Origin of the sequence: Aporhodopirellula sallentina SM41 (assembly GCF_000346505.1) — a bacterium.
Taxonomy (GTDB): Bacteria; Planctomycetota; Planctomycetia; order Pirellulales; family Pirellulaceae; genus Rhodopirellula; species Rhodopirellula sallentina.
Window position 1 is genome coordinate 26,339 of sequence record NZ_ANOH01000319.1, and the last position, 18,119, is coordinate 44,457.

Here is an 18,119-nt window from a genome sequence, read left to right on the forward strand (position 1 = left end):
TGACCGACCGGGCGGTGACGGATTGGCCGACAAAGGGGAGGCTTTGAACAGGTTTTCGCAGGTTTGACTGCGTTTTTGTTGCCGTTATCAAACCGTCGAGCTATCCTGAGTCCCATATACAGTCGCTGTCGCTGACCGCCCCGCCGTCCTCCGTGACGGTGGTCTCTTCCACGCCGAATCTGCCCACTCATGAACGCAACTTTCCGCCGCTTCCTTCCCGCTCCGGTTTCCTGCGGTCTTTCCAATTCATTGTTCCGTGCGATCGGATGCCTTCTTGCTGTTTCCGTTTTCGCGTCGACCGCTTCGATTGCGACCGCGCAGGATGGTGGCGATGATGGCGGCGATACCATCATCTTCGGTAACCCGATTGCCGGTGTGGACGTGGATGCCACTGGTGTGCTGAAGGTCCGAACGGTCGATCCTCGTTTGGCGAGGCAGCGTTTGATGCAGGCCCGCCGGGCAGCCGAGACCGATGACGTCATGCGTCGCAGCGACCTGCGAAAGGTTTCGCTCAATCGTCTCGAGAAGGTTGTCGCCGAACACATTGCTGCGGATCGTCATTTGCCTGACGATATTCTCGCCGTCGCCGGTTTGACGACCGTGAAGTACGTGTTCTTTTACCCAGATACCCAAGACATCGTAATCGCCGGGCCGGCCGAAGGTTTCGTGGCCGATCCGACGGAGCGTTTCGTCGGCATGAATACCGGTCGGCCAACGCTGTTGCTCGAAGATGTCGCGACCGCTTTGCGAGCCTACCCGCCGTCCGCACCGCCGACGCGAGTCATTTCGGTGTCGATCGACCCAACCCCCGAAGGGCTCGCACGCATGCAGCAGTTCCTCGCGGCGGTCGGTGGCCGAGCGAACCGTGGCGACACGATGCGTTTGGTCCAAGGTCTCAAGCAAAACCTCGGGTTGCAAACGGTCACGATCAAAGGCATCCCAGCGGCGACACACTTCGCCCGCGTGCTCGTGGAGGCCGATTACCGGATGAAGTTGATCGGGATCGGTTTGGAGCAATTGCCCGTTCCGGTTCGCAGCTACGTTTCGCGAACCAGCCCTCAAGCGGTGGCCGCGAACGCTTTGGAGCGTTGGTATTTCCAACCCAACTACGACGGCGTGTCGGTCAGTGACGATCGCATGGCAATGCGAATCAATGAACGTGGTGTCCAATTGGTCGGCGAAGGCGAACGAGTGATGGGCAATGGGAAACGCGTCATGGCGGGCCGCGGAAACCGCGCCAGCCAAGCGTTCACCAAGGAATTCACCGATAAGTACCCGCAAATCGCCAGCAAAGTGCGGGTCTACGCGGAGTTGCAGCAGTTGATCGATCTTGCGATCGCTGCCGCGTACATCCAAGAACAAGACTTCTATGCCCAAGCGGATTGGACGATGCCGGTACTCGGCGACGAGTCGCAGTTGCCCGTCGAAACCTACACCGCGCCTGAGAAAGTCGAGACAGCGGTCAATGCGATTTGGCGTGGAAATACGTTGATGACACCGCTCGGTGGTGGCGTCAACATGCAACCGCGCGTCGCGTTCAACAGCGATCGCATGGAAGTCGACGCCAGTGGCGAGAACCTGAATAAGAAGAACGCGGCCGGACCGAGCGACCTCGAGCCCGGGCAGTGGTGGTGGGACTGATCGTCCGCTACCCCCCCGAGAACGGTTCGAAACGTTGGTGTGTTGGACTTGTGGCCGGGCAAAGTGATCTTATGATGGAGCATCGGATGCGTTCATTTTGAGTGCATTCGGTCTCTCCGGTTTCGCCCGATCGATCTGACCCTGTCCGCCCCCGCACTCCACACAAGGTACTCCCGTGCTTACTGAATCCGCTGTCGAAAGAATGTTCCGCGAAATCGTCAACACTCCCAACCCGACAGAAGAAACGTTCGACAAAGCTGAAGAATTGCTCGAAACGGAACTGCGTGACGAAAGCCCATTGCGTCACCGTTTGAGCGTCGAACTCGATGAACTGCGTTCGCTCGCAGCCGCTAAGTAGAGCTTCGCTAAGTAAAGATTCGAGGATCTAGTGGCCCGGGACGGCTTCGTGTGCGGGTAGCTAAACTCGCTATGAGTTTTGGTAGGGCCCGTGAATCGCCGAAAGTCTTCGCGACTTTTCGTTACGGCCTCAACCGTAAACTAGATCAAGGACTCGGCATCGAGACAAGCAGCAAACGATCGCTGTTGGCGTAGCCCAGTATCGACGCCGTCTTGCTGGTGCCGATTGATCGTTTCTGGCACCGATTTCATGTATGGGTGCCCCTTTTTTGTGTTCGGGCAGCGTCGTCTTCAGCCAGCGTCGCTGTTGGGCTGTCGCCGTTGGGTGTCGTGCCCGTCGTTCGCCGACTACAAACCTTCGCGTTTGTCCGAGGGTGTGCTCATGACCGAGACGTCTGATGCGTCCGAAGAAGATCGTGAGCGAGCACGCGCCGAGTTCATCGCGACCTTCGGAGCGAAGCCACGTTGGTTGATCCGCGGTTTGGCATTCGGCATGTTGGCGATGGCCAGCGTGAACGCGTTATCTTATTTCTGGCGTTCGGATCATTGGGGCAGCCTTCTCGGTGAGGTCCGGATGCGAGGGGAATCGATCGGTTTCCCGTTTGAAATTTGGGAGTCGGGAAACACCTATGGCGGTTTGTTTGCCGACTACCCCATGATCGGTGCGAACATTCTCGTTGCATTCGTGATGAGTTTGCCGATCGGGATTCTCGCCGCGTGGAAGTCCCCATGGCTGAATGATTTGATGCTTGCGGCGTTTGCTGACGTGGACGTCCGCGATGAAAACGAGGCCAACCAACCGATCCAGTTCAGTATCCAGAGCCTGATGATTGCGACCACGGTGGCGGCGGTGTTGGCGATGCTCGCCACTCGGTTTGCGGTGCGGCGAGAAACGTTGGTGTGCATCTATGCTCTCGGGCCACTCGGCCTCGTGTTGCTCGCGATGTTGCCGCGCCGTTTGTCATGGCAGCAACGAGTGATCATCCTCATGCCGTGTGCAATTTCGCTCATCGTTGTCGCGATGGTCGTCGGGCAGAAGTTGGGGATCGATTTCGATAAAGTCTTGATGGGGATTTTCCTGTGTTGGACGCCCCAAAGTGCGTTGGCTGCGATCGGGCTGCTCTGCGCGATCTTCGTCCGGCTCGCAAAGTATCAGCCCGCCGATGCGGTTGCCGAATAAGCGGTTCGGTTAGATGTGTCCGATCCCCGTCGCTAACTATGCCAGCATTCAGGCCACCGAAGTTTGGCGACATCGGCTACGTCGTTTTTTGAATCGCTCCAGGTGTTGAGATTTCATGTTGTACGGCGCGCCTCGTTGGTTGATTTTTGCTGCCTGAAAACAATCTGACGTGACTGAGCGAATTCTATTTGCGTGGCTGTTTCGCCGCGTTGAAAACCCGAACCAAAACTATGATCAATCGAATTGAAGCTGACGACCGATCGTTGGTAATACGAAGCTATCCCACATTCATCGCCGCGTTTTGTATTGTTGTTCTCGGCGCCGTGGTGATTCAGTCGGCGCGTGGACGGATCGGTTGGGTTGATGCCGCAATCCCTACCTTCGTCGTGGTCGTTGCCATGTCGCTGCTCGAATACAAAGTGGCAACGTTCCGAGTCGGCGAACCGAGCGTCTTGGTGCAATCCGTTCGGCCGATTCATCGAAAGGAAACCGAGGTCCCTCTGAATCAGATTTCGTCGGTCAATCGGAACACGGGCGGTGGCGGGGCCGCGCATGCGGGCGTCGTCGAGTTGCAGACCCGCGAGGGGAAGATCTCAGTAACTTCGGTGGGGGCAATGAGTCCGCGAAAGCAGGTCGCAGTCTTGGAAGCGATTCGAGGTTTCCTCTCGCGATCGCAGTAGCATTTTAAAATTTGACGTGCCCGATCTCAGTAGCTGGGTTCGCCAGAATTCAGTTGGTGGTTCGTAGGCTGGACCAAGTGCAGCGACGTTCCGGCAATCGCACGATTGCCGGATGGGCGTTGCAAAGCCTCCTTCATCCGGCCTACTTTGGGTCGTTACGTGATTGGTCTTTTTTGAAAGCGTTCCGGGCGAGAAGCGGACCTAATCCTTAGGATTTCTTGGCTTCCATACGGGCGATGTCTTTGAGGATAGTCGAGTATTGCTCGCGAAGAGTGGCGAGTGATTCGCGTTCCTTATCGACGATCTCTTTGGGGGCACGGCTGACAAAACTCTCGTTGTTGAGTTTGTTTTCTTTGCCGGTGATCTGCCCTTTGGTTTTCTCTGCCGCCTTTTGAAGTCGCGCCAGTTCCGCTTCGGTGTCGATGAACTTATCGAGGTCGACATGGACGTCCACGTTGACTTCGGTGAGTTTGATGTGGGCGTCCGTTTCAAACGGTTCCACGTCTGGGCCGATTGCTACGATGTCCGCCGAGGCGAGTCCTTTGAAGTAGGCGCTCATCGGTTCGAGCAATTCACGTGACGACTGATCGCAACGAATCGCAACCGGAACGGTGTCGCTCGGTTTGATGTTCTGCGACGCGCGGATTTGACGAATCGCCCCGACGATCTGTTGGAACTCGCTGAATTGGCGTTCGATCTGGACGTCGTGATGATGCGACTGGGCAACGGGCCAGGTACTGGTCATGACAAACTTACCCGCCTCGGCCGGTTCAGGGACGCCACGCGTTGGAGCGAGTTCACCGAGATATCCCCAAACCGATTCGGTCACGAATGGCATGATCGGATGGAGCAATCGCAGCAGTTGATCGAGTCCGTGAGCGATCACGTTTTGAGTCGCGACTTTCTGCTCGGGGTCGCTCAGGCGCGGTTTGGCGATTTCGACATAGAAACTACAGAACTCGTCCCACGCAAAGTTGTAGAGGATCGCGGCGATATCGCTGTACTGATACCGGTCGATCCCATCACTCACCTGCTGCGTCACACTTGCGAGGCGGCTGAGCAACCACTTGTCCTCGATCGGAAGCGTTGGCACGTCGATCGGTTGCGGCGTGAATCCTTCGAGGTTCATCAGCACGAATCGCGACGCGTTCCACAGTTTGTTGACGAAGTTCCGAGCCGTTTCAAACCGTTCGCTGACGACCGCGCCCTTGGGTAGGGCTTTGTCTTCTTCGGTTTCCGCCCACTGGGTCGAGAAGGCTTTGCCGCAGGCCGGGCAATCGAGTTTCGGCAGCGAGCGGTTCTTCTTGGTTTGGTCGATCAGTTTTTCGCACGCCGGGCATTCGTACTGCACCGGCATCCGTACGTCTTGGGTGTCACCGGCGAGACGGGCGAGGCCGAACCGCAACGCGTCGGGACCGAATTTATCGATCACGTCGTTGGGGTCCACGCCGTTGCCCTTGGACTTCGACATGGTTTCGCCGAGTCCGTCGAGAATTTTGGGGTGGATGAACACTTCGTTGAAGGGGATCTCGCCGACGTTATTGAGCCCCATCAACACCATCCGCGCGACCCACAACGTGATGATGTCACGCGAGGTGATCAGCGTCGAGGTTGGGTAGAACTTTGCCAGTTCCGCGGTTTCGGCCGGCCACCCGAGGGTGCTGTGCGGCCACAATGCGGACGAGAACCATGTGTCGAGCACGTCGGGGTCTTGTTCGAGCCCGAGTGCTTTGACATCGGATTCAACCGTTTCGTCTTCGTCGCGGATGCAAACGAACACGGCTTTGGTTTCTTCGCCGTCGGGATCGATGCGATGTTTGATTTGGTCTGGATGCTGTTCGGCGAGTTTATCGAGTTTACTCGACAGTTCGTTGGCTTCGGTTTGAGAGAGTCCGCCTTTGGACCAAATCGGAATGCGGTGTCCCCACCACAGTTGTCGGCTGACGGGCCAGTCGCGTTTCTCGCTGAGCCAGTCCAGATAGCCTTTGCGATAACGTTCCGGGAAGATCTGCACTCGCTCGTCGGTCACGGCGTCCATCGCTGACTGCGCGAGGCTGTCCATGGCAACGAACCATTGGTCGGCGAGGTAGGGTTCGATCGGCGTTTTGCTGCGGTCGCTCGTAGGCAGTTCGATGTCGCGGTCTTCGACATCGCCGAGCAGTCCGAGTTCATCCATGTCGGCGACCACGGCTTTGCGGGCTTTCGGAATGGTCAGCCCTTCGTACTTGCCGCCTTCGGCGTTGATCGTGCCGTCTGGGTTGAGCACGTTGATCATGGGCAATTCGCAACGCAGCCCGACTTCGTAATCGTTCGGGTCGTGGGCCGGTGTGATCTTCACGCAACCGGTACCCATTTCGGGTTTGGCCCACTCATCGGCTACGATCGGGATTTCGCGATCGAGCAGCGGTAGTCGAACGTGTCGTCCGTCGGCGGCCATGTCACGCAATTGGATGAGCGCGTCGAGCATTTCGGCACGGCGTTTCTCCAGTGCATCGATTTGTTTTTCGATGGCGGGTTTTTCCTTGTCGCTCGCGTCGGCGAGCTTTTCCTTGAGTCCTTCTGCAACTCGATCCAATGCCGTGGCGGGATCGGGGTGCACGGCCACTGCGGTATCGCCGAGCATGGTTTCGGGGCGAGTCGTCGCGATTTCGATGGTCTCGGGTTCACCCGGTTTCGGATCGATGACGGTGTACTTCAAATGATAGAAGTGTCCCTTTTTGGTTTCGTTGAAAACTTCGTCATCGGAAACGGCCGTTTGCAGGAACGTGTCCCAGTTCACCAAACGTTTGCCGCGATAAATGAGTTGTTTACCGAACAGGTCGAAGAATGTGGCGCGAACCGCGGCGGCGCAGACCGGATCGAGCGTGAAGCGAAGTCGCTCCCAATCGCAACTGCAGCCCATGCGTTTGAGTTGGTCGAGGATGCGTTGTTCGTACTGATCCTTCCATTGCCAGATACGCTCGACGAGCGCCTCACGTCCGAGGTCGTGTCGCGTTTTGTTTTCGTTCTCTTTGAGCCGGCGTTCCACCACCGCTTGGGTCGCGATCCCGGCATGGTCGGTGCCGGGCATCCACAAGGTTTCGAATCCTTGCATGCGTTTGCGACGAACGACAATGTCCTGCAGAGTGTTGTTGAGTCCGTGGCCGAGGTGCAGAGCGCCGGTCACGTTGGGCGGCGGGATGACGACCGAGAAAGGAGGTTTGTCGCTGGATGCTTCCGCGTGCGAGCACTTTGCCGATTCCCATTGTTGAAGGATTCCTTGGGCGGCGTCGGCGTGATCAAAACGAATCGGAATCATGGAAGGACGGGATAGGCTGAAGGTTTCTAGCGTTCAGCTAGTAGCGACGAGCTAGTAGCATCCTGCTATTGGTGTGCGAGTGATAAGAAAACGATTGGCTTTCGCGGACGGCGTTATTGCTGATAGGGACATCAAGGACGGTCGGATGTTCGGGCAGGTCAGCCCGGATCTTGGCGAGCCGACCGGGAGGGTTCAAGAACCGACCGTCTGCGCCAACGCGGGTTTGGATGCCGCGGCTTCGCGGTGCAGTTTGTATTCGACGCTATCGACGAGTGCTCTCCAGCTCGCCTCGATAATGTTATCGCTGACGCCGATCGTGCCCCAGGTTTCTTTGCCGTCGGTGCTCTCGATGTTGACGCGGATAGAGGCCGCCGTCCCGGATGCCGAGTCGACGACGCGGACTTTGTAATCGATTAGGCTGACTTCGCCGAGTTGTGGATAGGCACCGGTGAGTGCTTTGCGGAGTCCGGCGTCGAGGGCGTTGACCGGGCCGTGACCTTCGGCGGCGTCGAACCAAAGGGTGTCGCCGACTTTCAGTTTGATGATCGCTTCGGCGAACGCGACATGGTTCTCGACATCACGATCACCGGCGACGATTCGGTATTTGATCGTTTCAAAGTGCGGCGTGAACGTGCCGCTGACTCGTTTGATCAACAAATCGAAGGACGCGGTCGCCGATTCGAATTGGTAGCCTTGGTTTTCCAACCGCACGACTTCGGCGAGGATTTTGTTCATCAACTCCTTGTCTTCGCCGAGGTTGTGTTTGCCAGCGACGGCTTCGATGTTACTGCGTCCGGACAGTTCGCTGACGAGGATCCGTCGTTCGTTGCCGACCAGTTCGGGGTCGATGTGTTCGTAGGTTTTCGCGGCTTTGTTGATCGCGTGCACGTGCATGCCGCCTTTGTGGGCGAACGCACTTTGGCCGACGAAGGGTTGGTTGCCTCGCCACTGCAGGTTTGCGGTCTCGTAGACAAACCGGCTCAGTTCGGTGAGTTGGGTGAGCGGTCGGCCGCCGAGCACCTCGTAGTTGGGTTTCTTCAGTCCGAGGTTCGCGATGATCGCGATCAGGTCGACGTTGCCGCAGCGTTCGCCGATCCCGTTGATCGTCCCTTGGACCTGGGTCGCACCGGCGTCCAAGGCGGTGAGTGAATTGGCAACGGCGAGTTCGCTGTCGTTGTGACAGTGAATGCCGAATTGCACGTCGTAGTCGCTCAATCCTTCGCGAGCAGCGGTGGTGATCGCGGCGACTTCTTCGGGAAGCGAACCGCCATTGGTGTCACACAGGACCAACCATTTGGCACCGGCCGAGGCAGCGGCGCGGAGGGTTTCGATGGCGTACTTCGGGTTGGCTTTGTAGCCGTCGAAGAAATGCTCGGCGTCGTAGAGGACCTCGCTGTGTTTGGCGAGGAACTCGGCACTCTCGCCGATCATCGCGAGGTTCTCATCGAGCGTGACCCGCAGGACTTCCGTGGCGTGATAGTCCCAGGTCTTTCCCACCATGGTGCAGCACGGTGTGCCGGCGGCGACGAGTGCCTTCATGCCGGGGTCGTTTTCCGCCTTCATGCTGCGTCGGCGGGTCATTCCGAACGCGCAGACTTTGCTGTTACCCAGGTCGAGGTCGCGGACCTTTTCGAAGAACGCGACGTCCTTTTCATTGGACAGCGGGTAGCCGCCTTCGATGAATTCGATCCCGATTTCGGCGAGCCGCTGTGCGATGTTCAGTTTGTCCTGCAGCGAAAAACTCACACCTTCTCCCTGCGATCCGTCTCGCAAGGTGGTGTCGTACATGGCGATGGGGGTGGGGGACACGGAAGGAGCTGTCATTTCGGGGTACGGTCGGTCAGTTTGCTAGTTGGGGCGGAGGTCGATGGCGAGACGGGGCCGGATGCGTCTAAGATCGCGGGCGATTGGTACGGGTTTTCGTTGTCGGTTCTCGCCCTTGTGACGGTTGCCGATTGGTCGACCGCCTCGGCCGCCGATTTTGCCGATTCGACGGAAACGCTCGTTCGATCGGTTGACGCCGGTGTTGAACCCCGTTGGGTTCGCGTCCGTCGCCAACGTTCGGCAACGACGACGAAGATTCCACCGATGAGGGTCATCCCGGCCACCAACCGCAACGAAAGCGGGTTGATGTGATCCCCCGACATCCACGCGAAGAACAGCGAAATCAACCTACCGCTGCCCAGGACCGTGCACAAAAGAGCCAGCAATAACGCAACAAATACGGATTCACGTCGACGATGCGGGTTCAACGCCACCACGCCGAGGAACAGCAGCGGGATTCCGAACATCATCGGAATGAACTGCGTGTATGTCTTCTGCGTTGTCGTGCTCAGGCCCGCGATTGTGAGGCCAAATAGTAGCAATCCGAAAACGATTCCGATTCTCGCCATGACGTTGAAGTGCTACTAAGGCCGGTTTCAGAGGGGGTGATACCGATGTTTCTCGGCGCAGAACGCCTGCGCGAGAGTGCTTGTTGTACCCTGCGGCGTGGTTTTCCTGTAGGGCCATGTTAGACTCCCCGCCGCCGGAGCCTGTCCCGGGAGACGGGAGGCGTCACGACCCGAATTCCTTCAGCAAAAGGCCCAACACGTGGGGATCCAGTGCACCGTCTACCCTAGTCATGATGACGCCTCACGCGCCGTTGCGGACTGCATTTCCACTATTCTTCGCGAAAAACCAACTTGTGTACTCGGTTTGGCGACAGGCTCGACGCCTTTGGAAGTCTATGCAGAGTTGGTCCGAAGGCATCATGACACGGGGTTGGACTTTGCCGGAGCGACCACATTCAATCTGGACGAGTACGTGGGGCTGTCGCCAGGACACCCGCAAAGTTACGCTCACTATATGAACGAACACTTGTTCGGCCAGGTGAACGTCGATCGCGGTCGCACCCATCTGCCGAACACACGGGCGGACGATCTCGGTCAGTCTGCCGAACAGTATGAAATGTTGGTGCGATCGGCCGGCGGCGTGGATCTGCAACTGCTGGGCATCGGGACGAACGGGCATATCGGTTTCAACGAACCGGGGACGGCGGAGGATTCGGTCACCCGAGTGGTGGACCTCGCGGCGTCAACGATCCGCAGCAACTCGCGATTCTTTCGTGATGAAAGCGACGTGCCTCGGCGGGCGATCACGATGGGCATTTCGACCATCCTGCGTGCCCGCAAAATCGTCTTGTTGGCGACCGGTGAATCAAAAGCCGACGCGGTCGCCGATGCGGTCACAGGACCGGTGACGACCGGCAACCCGGCGTCTTTTCTGCAAAACCACGCCGACGTGCACTTTGTTCTCGACGCCGCCGCGGCCGCCCTGCTGCCAGAGCGTTGCTAGAGAATTTTCAAGCGTGATGTAGCCGATGTCGCCAGACTGCGGTGGCCTGAATCCAGACGAATTCAGAGACAGGGATCGGACACGTCGGATTGCGAAATGCTCTCGAGCCCGACGTAGTTTGTTGTCGGCAGGTGGTAGTGGATCTTGTCAAAGATCCTCATGCAGCAGGATCTTTAACAAGATCCACTACGCTGAATAAAAGCTGGCTGAAAGGACGAGTCGCCGAGTTGCGGACGGACTCGTGTTCGAAGCCGCGCGGTGTTCAGGGTTGGCAGCGTGAGCCGGTATTTAGGGATTCGTCAGGTCGATTACCCATTTGCGGGGCTTTGGTGCAGGGCGTCCGTCGTCGGGCATGCCGCGAGCGATCTCGTCGTGAAGTAGCCGCGTGAGGGACTCAATCGTCGAGAGAATCTCCTGGTTTTGCGTTTTCGAGTCGGGAGCCGATTCGTCGTACGCGAGGTTATTTCGCTCTGCCGGATCGGCACGGTGGTCGTAGAGTTCGACACCTTGCTTGGCGTCGTCCCAAAGGGTCAAACGATATTGTTGGGTTCGGATCGTGTACCCGAAGAAGAGGCTTTTTTGCTTACCCCATTTCCGCGTCACCTGCGAGATCGTGTACCCGCGTCCGGCGTGAGTGACATCGTCGAGCATCGGACGCAGCGATTGACCCTGAAGGTTCTCCGGTGCATCGACTTGGCATAAGTCGGCGAGCGTCGGATAGAGATCGATCAACCCGACCGGGGCAGTTGCGACTTTGCCTTGACTGCGGCCCTGCGGTGTGGAAATGATCAACGGGACGCGAGCGGACTCCTCGAACAAACTCCTTTTCTGCCACAAGCCTTTGGCACCGAGGTGATACCCGTGGTCGCTGGTGAAGACGATAATCGTGTTGTCGGCCAGGCCGTGTCGTTCGAGTGAGTCGAGTACCTTGCCGACTTGTGCGTCCATGAACGTGATGCTCGCGTAGTAGGCCTGGATGGCTTGTCGCCGAAGCGGATCGTTGAGGAGTTCGTGTTCTTTCTTGTGGCTCAGCAGGCTCGCCGGTGGGACGTCACGGAGATCTTCGTCGACGTTTTCGGCCAACGGCATTTCGTCGAGTTGGTAGTGCCGGAAGTATTTTTCGGGAGCCACGTAGGGTGTGTGGGGACGATAGAAACCGACCGCGAGAAAAAAGGGACGGTCATTTCTTTTGGAGCATCGTTCGAGAACCCAGTCGGCTTCCTCGGCGAGCAACGCGTCGGTGTGTTGTCCGTCGGGGCGGGGTGACGCGTACCAGGACAACGTCCCGCCATAGCTACCTTTCTTGAGCGAAAAGATGTCGGGTTCCTCGACGGAACGATCGCAGCCCATCGGGTTGATTTCCATCTCCCACGACGCGGGGTCGTCGTGTCCGTTGGTGCCGACGCTGCGAGGGACGTTGTAGTGATACAGTTTTCCGATTCTCGCGGAGAAGTAGCCGCCCAGGCGGAAGGCGTGTGGGAGTGATTGGTGGGAGGGGATGGTTTCGCGAAAGATCTGCGAGTTCGCCAAGATCCCGGTCGAGTCGGGGTACAACCCGCAGAGCATCGAGTTGCGTGAGGGCCCGCACAGTGGAAATTGACAGTATGCGTTCTCAAAGCGAACCCCACGTGCGGCGAGGCGGTCCAGGTTCGGCGTCAAAACGTCGGGATCGCCGTAGCAGCCGATTCGGCAGTTGAGGTCGTCCGAAATCATGAACAACACGTTCGGCTGAGTAGCCTCCTTGGCATCGGGATCGGCCGATTCCGAGGCATCGGCTGCCGAGCCCGCCCCTGTAGCAACGACGGTGAGGATCACTGCCGAGAAAACCACACGGTGCCAACTCGCAACTCGGCCGTGTGGGTTTTGCGGGCTCTCATCGAGATCCGGTTGGCTCAGCTCGGCGCCGGGCTGTCCGCGGGAAGGCGTTTGGCGGGTGAATCGACCGCATCGGCGGGGCTCTCTGCGTGCGAAAGCGTGGGGAAAAGGACGCATGGTGTTTCCGTTGCAGGTGACAGGTTGCAGGGGACAGAATGTGAAATCGCAATTTTGCTATCTTAGAGCCTGGTCGCCCGCGTGTTTGTGGCGATCGCTCGCCGGCGTTCATATTTCTTGAGTATCATCGTGGTCATGAACATCATCGATTTCTTTGACCGGTCCGAACGTGTGGGGCGTCCAGCGATCGCGTTCGCGTCGCTGGCGTTTGGGTGTCTGCTGGTGACCGGCGGGGGTGCCCGCGGGGCGGACCAGGTGGACTCACCGAATCGGTCTGCAGAAAGCTCTGCGGAAGCTCTTTCGGGGGCGCCGTCGGGTTCTCGGTCGGGATCTCCGACGGGGGCCGAAACACTCGGGCCGCTCGGCGGGGGAGACTTTTCGCTGCGCCGCCGCTCGACGCTCGAGTTGTGGTTCGATCGAGACCGGTACCGAGATGCCGTTTTAGCGGCCGCACGCAGCGAGGAGTTAGAAACCGCCGAACGGGCGCGGTGGGTGCTCGGGCGATGGCAACGCGGGATCCTCGCCGACACGCCGCCGGGGCTCGCCAAGCAGCTCGCCGGATTGCAGCCGGTCGAGGCGATCGAATTGCTGCTCGAGGAAGGACGTTTCGACGCCGCGACGATCGCGATGAAAGAGGCCACCGGAACGCTCGAATTCGAATCGGTCGCCGCGCGGGTCTCCATGACGCTCGATCAACGGTTTCCGATCTACGCCCGAGTGGCGGTGCAGACGCAGCAGACGGGACAACTGCTCGAGTTTCTCGACGTCGCCTGCAGCACCAAAGAGATGGCGGTTTGCCGCCGCGACTGGGCACGCTTGTTTGCCGACGACGCGAACGGGCGGACCGAAGGGCGGCGCCTCAAAACGCCGGCGATGGAAGCCTGGACGCCGGAGTTGGCTGCTCAGGCGGACTGTCTTCTGCATCTCCTCGATGGCGAAATTGATGAGGCGATGAAGGTCGCTCGAAAGGCCGATCGCGAATTACAACAACGCGAGTTGGTGGCTTCGAATCGTGTGGGTGACCCCGTGGCCGGTTTGCTGTCGCGGAAACAGCAACCACTCGTCCGCGTCGTTCGGATGGTGACGTCGCAGTGGGAGGCGATTGCCTCGGCGGCTCGGTCATCGGCTCAAGCGTTCGAGAAGGCGGCCGAGCGACTGCGTCAGAGCCAACCGGAAGACGACCGCAAGGAGACGCCGCAAATGACGCTCTACCGCGAAGAAGCGATTCGTCATTGGTCCGACGCGTTGATCGCCGCGGATCGTTGTCACGATGAGCAAACTCGCGCCGCCGCGGTGGAAGGTTTGGTTTCGTTCGGCGGTGATCCCTCCGCACCGATCGCCGGAGACGTCAAAAATCTCGTGTGGCGTTCCTTGTTGATTCACGGTGAAGTCGACGCGGCCCTGAACGTTCTCGGCGAGATGGACAAGGCGAACGCCGCGATCGTGGCGATGGATGCGTCACGCGCCGCCGACGCGTTGGCTCTTTTGGGGTTCCCTGCCGACCAGATCGACACGCAGCTCGAATCGTGGATCGACACCGCCATCGACGCTCAACGCGATCTTTATGAAGCATCGATTTCGGACGATTCGGCACGGCTCGCCGAAGCGGCGCGGTTGAGCGAGACCGGGTTGGCACCCGAGATCGATACCATGTTCACGCTGATTCGATTGTTCGATGAAGTCAGCCACGATGAGGCCGCGTGGCGGATCGCCGATCGGTTGTCACTGAAGAACCTGCACGCCAAACGGGTCAACCGATCGAGCGAGTATCTGGTACGCGATTATGTGTTGTTGGCCCTTTTGTGGACGACGCATTCCGATTGGATGATTGACCTGGGGATGCGTCCTTGGGAAAACGAAGCGTCGGTGGTCAGCCAAAGTTTGATCAGCCGGATTGCCGTGTCGGACGAGTTTCAATTGCTCGAGATCCTGTCGCATTATGTTCGCTTGCAATCGCCCGACGTCACCGCGAAATCCGCCTTTCGTATCGCGTGTGAGATCGCCCGCGCGGAGGAGCAGGACCGACGCAAACACTCACAACTCATCGCCGGACTTTTCCAGGCGTTGCAAGACGGATCGCTGCGTCGGAAGGTGAACGCGGATCCGAACCTCGAGGACTTCTTCGTCGGAGCGCCGGAGGTTTGGAGCGATTTGTTTCTCGCTCACGGTCGGGCGGACCTCGCCGAACCGTTCCTAGAAAAACAGGCCGCCACCGGTGACTTGGAAGCGACCTACACGCTCGCCAAGGAGTATCGGCTCGGCGGAACGATCGCTTCGGATTTCGAAACCTTCGAACGAATTTGGGACGCGGTCGCATCGGCGCAAACCGACGGAAACCTGCGTTACCGTGACGATGTGATGACCGGGGTTCGTGCCGTCGGCGAACAGTTTCGGTTGGCTCGCGATCGCGGCGACACCGACACGGCGGATGCGATTTTGAAACAAATCCAGGCGATGGCGTGTACCCCATCGACGGACATGCGGCAGCAGATCGCCGATGTGTTGGCCGAGTGTGGTCAGTGGGAGGCGGCCGATGCGGTGTACCGGTCATTGCTGATGATCACGGCGATCACTTCCGACGAAACGCAGTCGTTGATCGACATCGCACGCAACTATCAGAAGTTCGCCGGAAAAGCGACCGCGACCGACGTGTCCAAGACACAGTCCGCGATGCAGTCGAAACAGATCGAACCGTTGACCGAAGAAGGGCTCGAACTGCGTCAGCGGGCGGTGAGATGGTTCGACATTGCTTTTGCGGGAACATTGACCGGGGTCGAATTTCGCCCGCAGTTGTACTTGGTTTATCCGAGGCTGATCGCCCGGGAGCAGCTCGAACTCGCGATCGTTGAAATGACTCGTTCACCGAGCGATGAACGTCAGGAGTACGCCCAGAAGCTGCTCGAACGACTGCACCAACTCGACCGAATGGACATCACGACTGCTGAAGCGATCCTGCCCAAATTGCAACAAATTGGCATGCGGGAAGAAGTCGAGCAGTCGATCGGGCGGATGCTCGCCGCCGCGGATGATCACTTGCGGTCTTTCCCGGCCGATGCCGTGACGGCCAACAACGTGGCTTGGGGGGCGGCGATGAACAGCATCGAACTGCCCAAATCGCTCGAATTGGCTCGTCACGCGGTTCGATTTGAACCCGATAGTTCGATCTACCGAGACACGCTCGCCGAAATTTTGGCCCGGATGGGCAATCCAGGCGAAGCACTTTTGATCGAGCGGGGCTGCCTGATCGACGACCCCGGACAGTGGCATCTGTACGAGCAGGTCGAGCGGTTCGAAAAGAATTCAGCAAAACAACGTTGACAGACGGTAGCTGGAGTTGATACCCACCAACACGAGTAACCAAGACAAAGGTTTTCGTTGTTGAGTCGTTGATTTGCGGGAATTGCTTCTCAATCAGCCTGGCTGACGGAAATGTTTATCCTGCCGCGAAGATTACTGGGTCAATCGTCCCGGCAGTTCAGTTTCCCAACGAAAACGCGAATGCATCGGGGTGTTCGATTTTTCGACGCCCCGATGCACCGATACAAAATGGCCACCGTCTGACCCGGCGGTGGTTCTGATAAAACCTCCTTTGACGTCCGGCTGCGAGTGACGCTAGTTTTGTTGTCATGAACGCGCCCCCTGACGATGCTAAAGAGAATCCCGCCGCAACGGCTGGGGATACCGACACCACTGGCGATGTTGCGGAGGAAGTCGACGGCGACTCCGCCGCGGAGCAATCACCCGGCGGTCGATTGGCGGTGCTCCGTCGTATGAAGAAACCGCTGATCGGGATGGCGGGGTTTTTGCTCGTAGTCGTCTTGGCGGTGCTTGTCTGGAAAGGCCTGCAGGACGAAGAACCGGTTGCCGAGCAAACCACGCCGACCGTCGAGACGTCTAGCCGAGAACAGTTCGCCGAGCAGGTCGAATCGATCCTTAAAGGGGAGTCCAATCGGCTCTATTTCTTTGATCTCGAGATCAACGATGAGCTGTTAGACGAACTGCCTCTCGACACGCTCATCCAAGAGTCCATCGACGCGGCGGAACAGCAAAGAATTTTGGCCGAGGAATCTGCCCAGGTGGCTGGTTCGTCCGCCGAAGATGAGGACGCCCGGGAGTCCGCTGCCCAGCGCGCCGCAGCGGAACACTCGAAGGACGATGAATTCGACCGTCACACTGCCGGTTCGCGCGATACTGCACAGCCGGCAAAGACGTTCGCACGCCTCAATACGGTGCTGATCGACCAGGGTGTTGTCACCGACAAAGGGCTCGATATCATCGCACAATTACCCGACCTGGAGCATCTGAGACTGCGGTTGTCGCCAGTTACCGACGAAGGGATCGTCAGTCTGACGGGCAGCAAAAAGTTGTGGTTGCTGAACCTGCCGCACTCCAGAATTACCACCGAGGGCGTTCGAAAACTACAAAAACTGCCAAAATTAAAACAGCTCCGGCTCGGTTCGCCTCGGCTGAGCAACGAGTGTTGTCGGGCGATCGCCGAACTCAAAACGTTGCGTGGACTGCACTTAATCGGGGTGCCCGTGACCGACGACGGTTTGAAAACATTGACCACTCTCCCGAGGCTCGAGTCGCTGTATCTCGATGATCCCGCCGTTACCGAGACCGGATGGTCGTGGTTGTTCCGCAATCACCCCCAACTGCATGTTCACGTCAATCAAGAGCATCACGACCGCGATCCGCACGCACATGTGCACTAAATCGTCGTTAACGGCGTGCGTTAGTGCTTACGAGGCGGGCACTTCAGCGGCTCGGTCGGAAGGTGGCGTCGATTTGGGGGCGCCGGATGTTTTGCCCAGTTGACGCAATGGGCTTAGCCCGTAAACTCTCCCCAAATTGCCTCGTCGTCCGACGAGAGACACACCCCCATTTTGGAGAGAGTTAAAATGATTCGTACGATCTTGGCTGTTGCATTGCTCGCCGTTGTCAGTTCCGTTGCTGCTCCTCAAGCCGACGCTGGTCTGTTTGGTTGCTTCAAGAAGAAGTCTGACTGCTGCGAACCAGTTTGCTGCCCGGAGCCAGAACCAGTTTGCTGCCCAGCACCTGCGCCTGTCTGCCCTGAGCCAGCACCTGTCTGCTGCCCAGAACCTGCCCCAGCACCTGTTTGCTGCCCAGAGCCAGCTCCAGCACCTGTTTGCTGCCCAGAGCCAGCACCAGCTCCTGTTTGCTGCCCAGCACCAGAACCAGTTTGCTGTGATCCTTGCGATCCTTGCTGCGAGCCACCACGCAAGGGCTTCTTCGCTCGTTTGAAAGAGCGTTGCGCCGCTCGTAAAGCAGCAAAGTGCTGCGTTCCTTGCGATCCTTGCTGCTACTAAGCCGCAACGGTAACCATGTTGATACGATCAGAGCGGGCGACACCAATTCGAGATGTCGTCCGCTTTTTTTATGCGCCGATGGAATTACCAAAATCCCCGTAGCCGGAGTGGCCAGACTTCGCGAGAGGCTGCCAGCCCGGGTGACGCGACGTCGAGGTGAACCGTCGGATACTTTGGCGAGCCAGCTACGAGGCGGAGAACGCCGACGCCTGAGTCGCCGTCAAGGCGTTGTCGTCGAGACGCATCGCGATTCTAATTCCGGGCGATGTTTCCCGGTTTCCGCGACATGTTTTCCCGTTTCCTCG

General features: G+C 58.4%; 12 protein-coding genes. 7 read left to right on the plus strand and 5 right to left on the minus strand.

Annotated features, from left to right (window positions below; all coding sequences use genetic code 11):
* Window positions 1-189: 189 nt before the first annotated feature.
* From RSSM_RS21150 to RSSM_RS21165, 4 genes are all read left to right on the plus strand, one after another.
* Complete coding sequence (locus tag RSSM_RS21150) at window positions 190-1,641, plus strand: DUF1598 domain-containing protein (RefSeq protein WP_008683672.1); 1,452 nt, start codon at window positions 190-192, stop codon at window positions 1,639-1,641.
* A gap of 175 nt (window positions 1,642-1,816) precedes the next feature.
* Window positions 1,817-1,999 carry a hypothetical protein gene (locus RSSM_RS21155; RefSeq protein ID WP_044303192.1) on the plus strand — a complete coding sequence of 61 codons (183 nt, stop codon included), beginning with the start codon at window positions 1,817-1,819 and terminating at the stop codon, window positions 1,997-1,999.
* A gap of 381 nt (window positions 2,000-2,380) precedes the next feature.
* Window positions 2,381-3,178: a hypothetical protein gene (locus RSSM_RS21160; protein WP_144060005.1), complete on the plus strand. Its 798-nt coding sequence runs from the start codon at window positions 2,381-2,383 to the stop codon at window positions 3,176-3,178.
* 230 nt (window positions 3,179-3,408) lie between these two features.
* The gene (locus RSSM_RS21165) at window positions 3,409-3,858 is read left to right on the plus strand and encodes a hypothetical protein (RefSeq protein WP_008683677.1); all 450 of its coding nucleotides are present in this window, start codon (window positions 3,409-3,411) and stop codon (window positions 3,856-3,858) included.
* Window positions 3,859-4,066: 208 nt separating this feature from the next.
* Here the strand turns inward: RSSM_RS21165 and RSSM_RS21170 are convergent, their stop codons facing one another.
* From RSSM_RS21170 to RSSM_RS21180, 3 genes are all read right to left on the minus strand, one after another.
* Complete coding sequence (locus tag RSSM_RS21170) at window positions 4,067-7,156, minus strand: valine--tRNA ligase (protein WP_008683679.1); 3,090 nt, start codon at window positions 7,154-7,156, stop codon at window positions 4,067-4,069.
* 192 nt (window positions 7,157-7,348) lie between these two features.
* Window positions 7,349-8,980, minus strand: coding sequence for a citramalate synthase (gene cimA / locus RSSM_RS21175; RefSeq protein ID WP_044303193.1), 1,632 nt, complete (start codon window positions 8,978-8,980; stop codon window positions 7,349-7,351).
* Window positions 8,977-9,549, minus strand: coding sequence for a hypothetical protein (locus tag RSSM_RS21180; RefSeq protein WP_008683683.1), 573 nt, complete (start codon window positions 9,547-9,549; stop codon window positions 8,977-8,979). The genes cimA and RSSM_RS21180 overlap by 4 nt, the downstream gene beginning before the upstream one ends.
* A gap of 199 nt (window positions 9,550-9,748) precedes the next feature.
* On the opposite strand from RSSM_RS21180, the gene nagB reads away from it, so the two are divergent.
* The gene (gene nagB, locus RSSM_RS21185) at window positions 9,749-10,492 is read left to right on the plus strand and encodes a glucosamine-6-phosphate deaminase (protein WP_008683685.1); all 744 of its coding nucleotides are present in this window, start codon (window positions 9,749-9,751) and stop codon (window positions 10,490-10,492) included.
* Between the two features lie 288 nt (window positions 10,493-10,780).
* Here the strand turns inward: nagB and RSSM_RS21190 are convergent, their stop codons facing one another.
* Window positions 10,781-12,484, minus strand: coding sequence for a sulfatase (locus RSSM_RS21190; protein ID WP_236621287.1), 1,704 nt, complete (start codon window positions 12,482-12,484; stop codon window positions 10,781-10,783).
* A 135-nt stretch (window positions 12,485-12,619) separates the two neighbouring features.
* Here RSSM_RS21190 and RSSM_RS21195 point away from each other — a divergent pair, with 135 nt between their 5' ends.
* Both RSSM_RS21195 and RSSM_RS21200 read left to right on the plus strand, forming a co-directional pair.
* On the plus strand, window positions 12,620-15,802 hold the full coding sequence (locus tag RSSM_RS21195) for an O-linked GlcNAc transferase (protein ID WP_236621288.1): 3,183 nt from the start codon (window positions 12,620-12,622) through the stop codon (window positions 15,800-15,802).
* Between the two features lie 308 nt (window positions 15,803-16,110).
* Complete coding sequence (locus RSSM_RS21200; protein ID WP_008683693.1) at window positions 16,111-17,199, plus strand: leucine-rich repeat domain-containing protein; 1,089 nt, start codon at window positions 16,111-16,113, stop codon at window positions 17,197-17,199.
* Window positions 17,200-17,473: 274 nt separating this feature from the next.
* Here RSSM_RS21200 and RSSM_RS34875 read toward each other — a convergent pair whose 3' ends face one another.
* Entirely contained in the window at window positions 17,474-17,905 is a 432-nt protein-coding gene (locus RSSM_RS34875) for a hypothetical protein (RefSeq protein ID WP_160168162.1), read from the minus strand.
* Window positions 17,906-18,119: the final 214 nt, after the last annotated feature.

Coding starts and splice junctions, on each gene's coding strand:
- RSSM_RS21150 (WP_008683672.1), top strand. CDS start 190: ATGAACGCAACTTTCCGCCGCTTCCTTCCCGCTCCGGTTTCCTGCGGT.
- RSSM_RS21160 (WP_144060005.1), top strand. CDS start 2,381: ATGACCGAGACGTCTGATGCGTCCGAAGAAGATCGTGAGCGAGCACGC.
- RSSM_RS21165 (WP_008683677.1), top strand. CDS start 3,409: ATGATCAATCGAATTGAAGCTGACGACCGATCGTTGGTAATACGAAGC.
- RSSM_RS21170 (WP_008683679.1), bottom strand. CDS start 7,156: ATGATTCCGATTCGTTTTGATCACGCCGACGCCGCCCAAGGAATCCTT.
- cimA (WP_044303193.1), bottom strand. CDS start 8,980: ATGACAGCTCCTTCCGTGTCCCCCACCCCCATCGCCATGTACGACACC.
- RSSM_RS21180 (WP_008683683.1), bottom strand. CDS start 9,549: ATGGCGAGAATCGGAATCGTTTTCGGATTGCTACTATTTGGCCTCACA.
- RSSM_RS21190 (WP_236621287.1), bottom strand. CDS start 12,484: ATGCGTCCTTTTCCCCACGCTTTCGCACGCAGAGAGCCCCGCCGATGC.
- RSSM_RS21195 (WP_236621288.1), top strand. CDS start 12,620: ATGAACATCATCGATTTCTTTGACCGGTCCGAACGTGTGGGGCGTCCA.
- RSSM_RS21200 (WP_008683693.1), top strand. CDS start 16,111: ATGAACGCGCCCCCTGACGATGCTAAAGAGAATCCCGCCGCAACGGCT.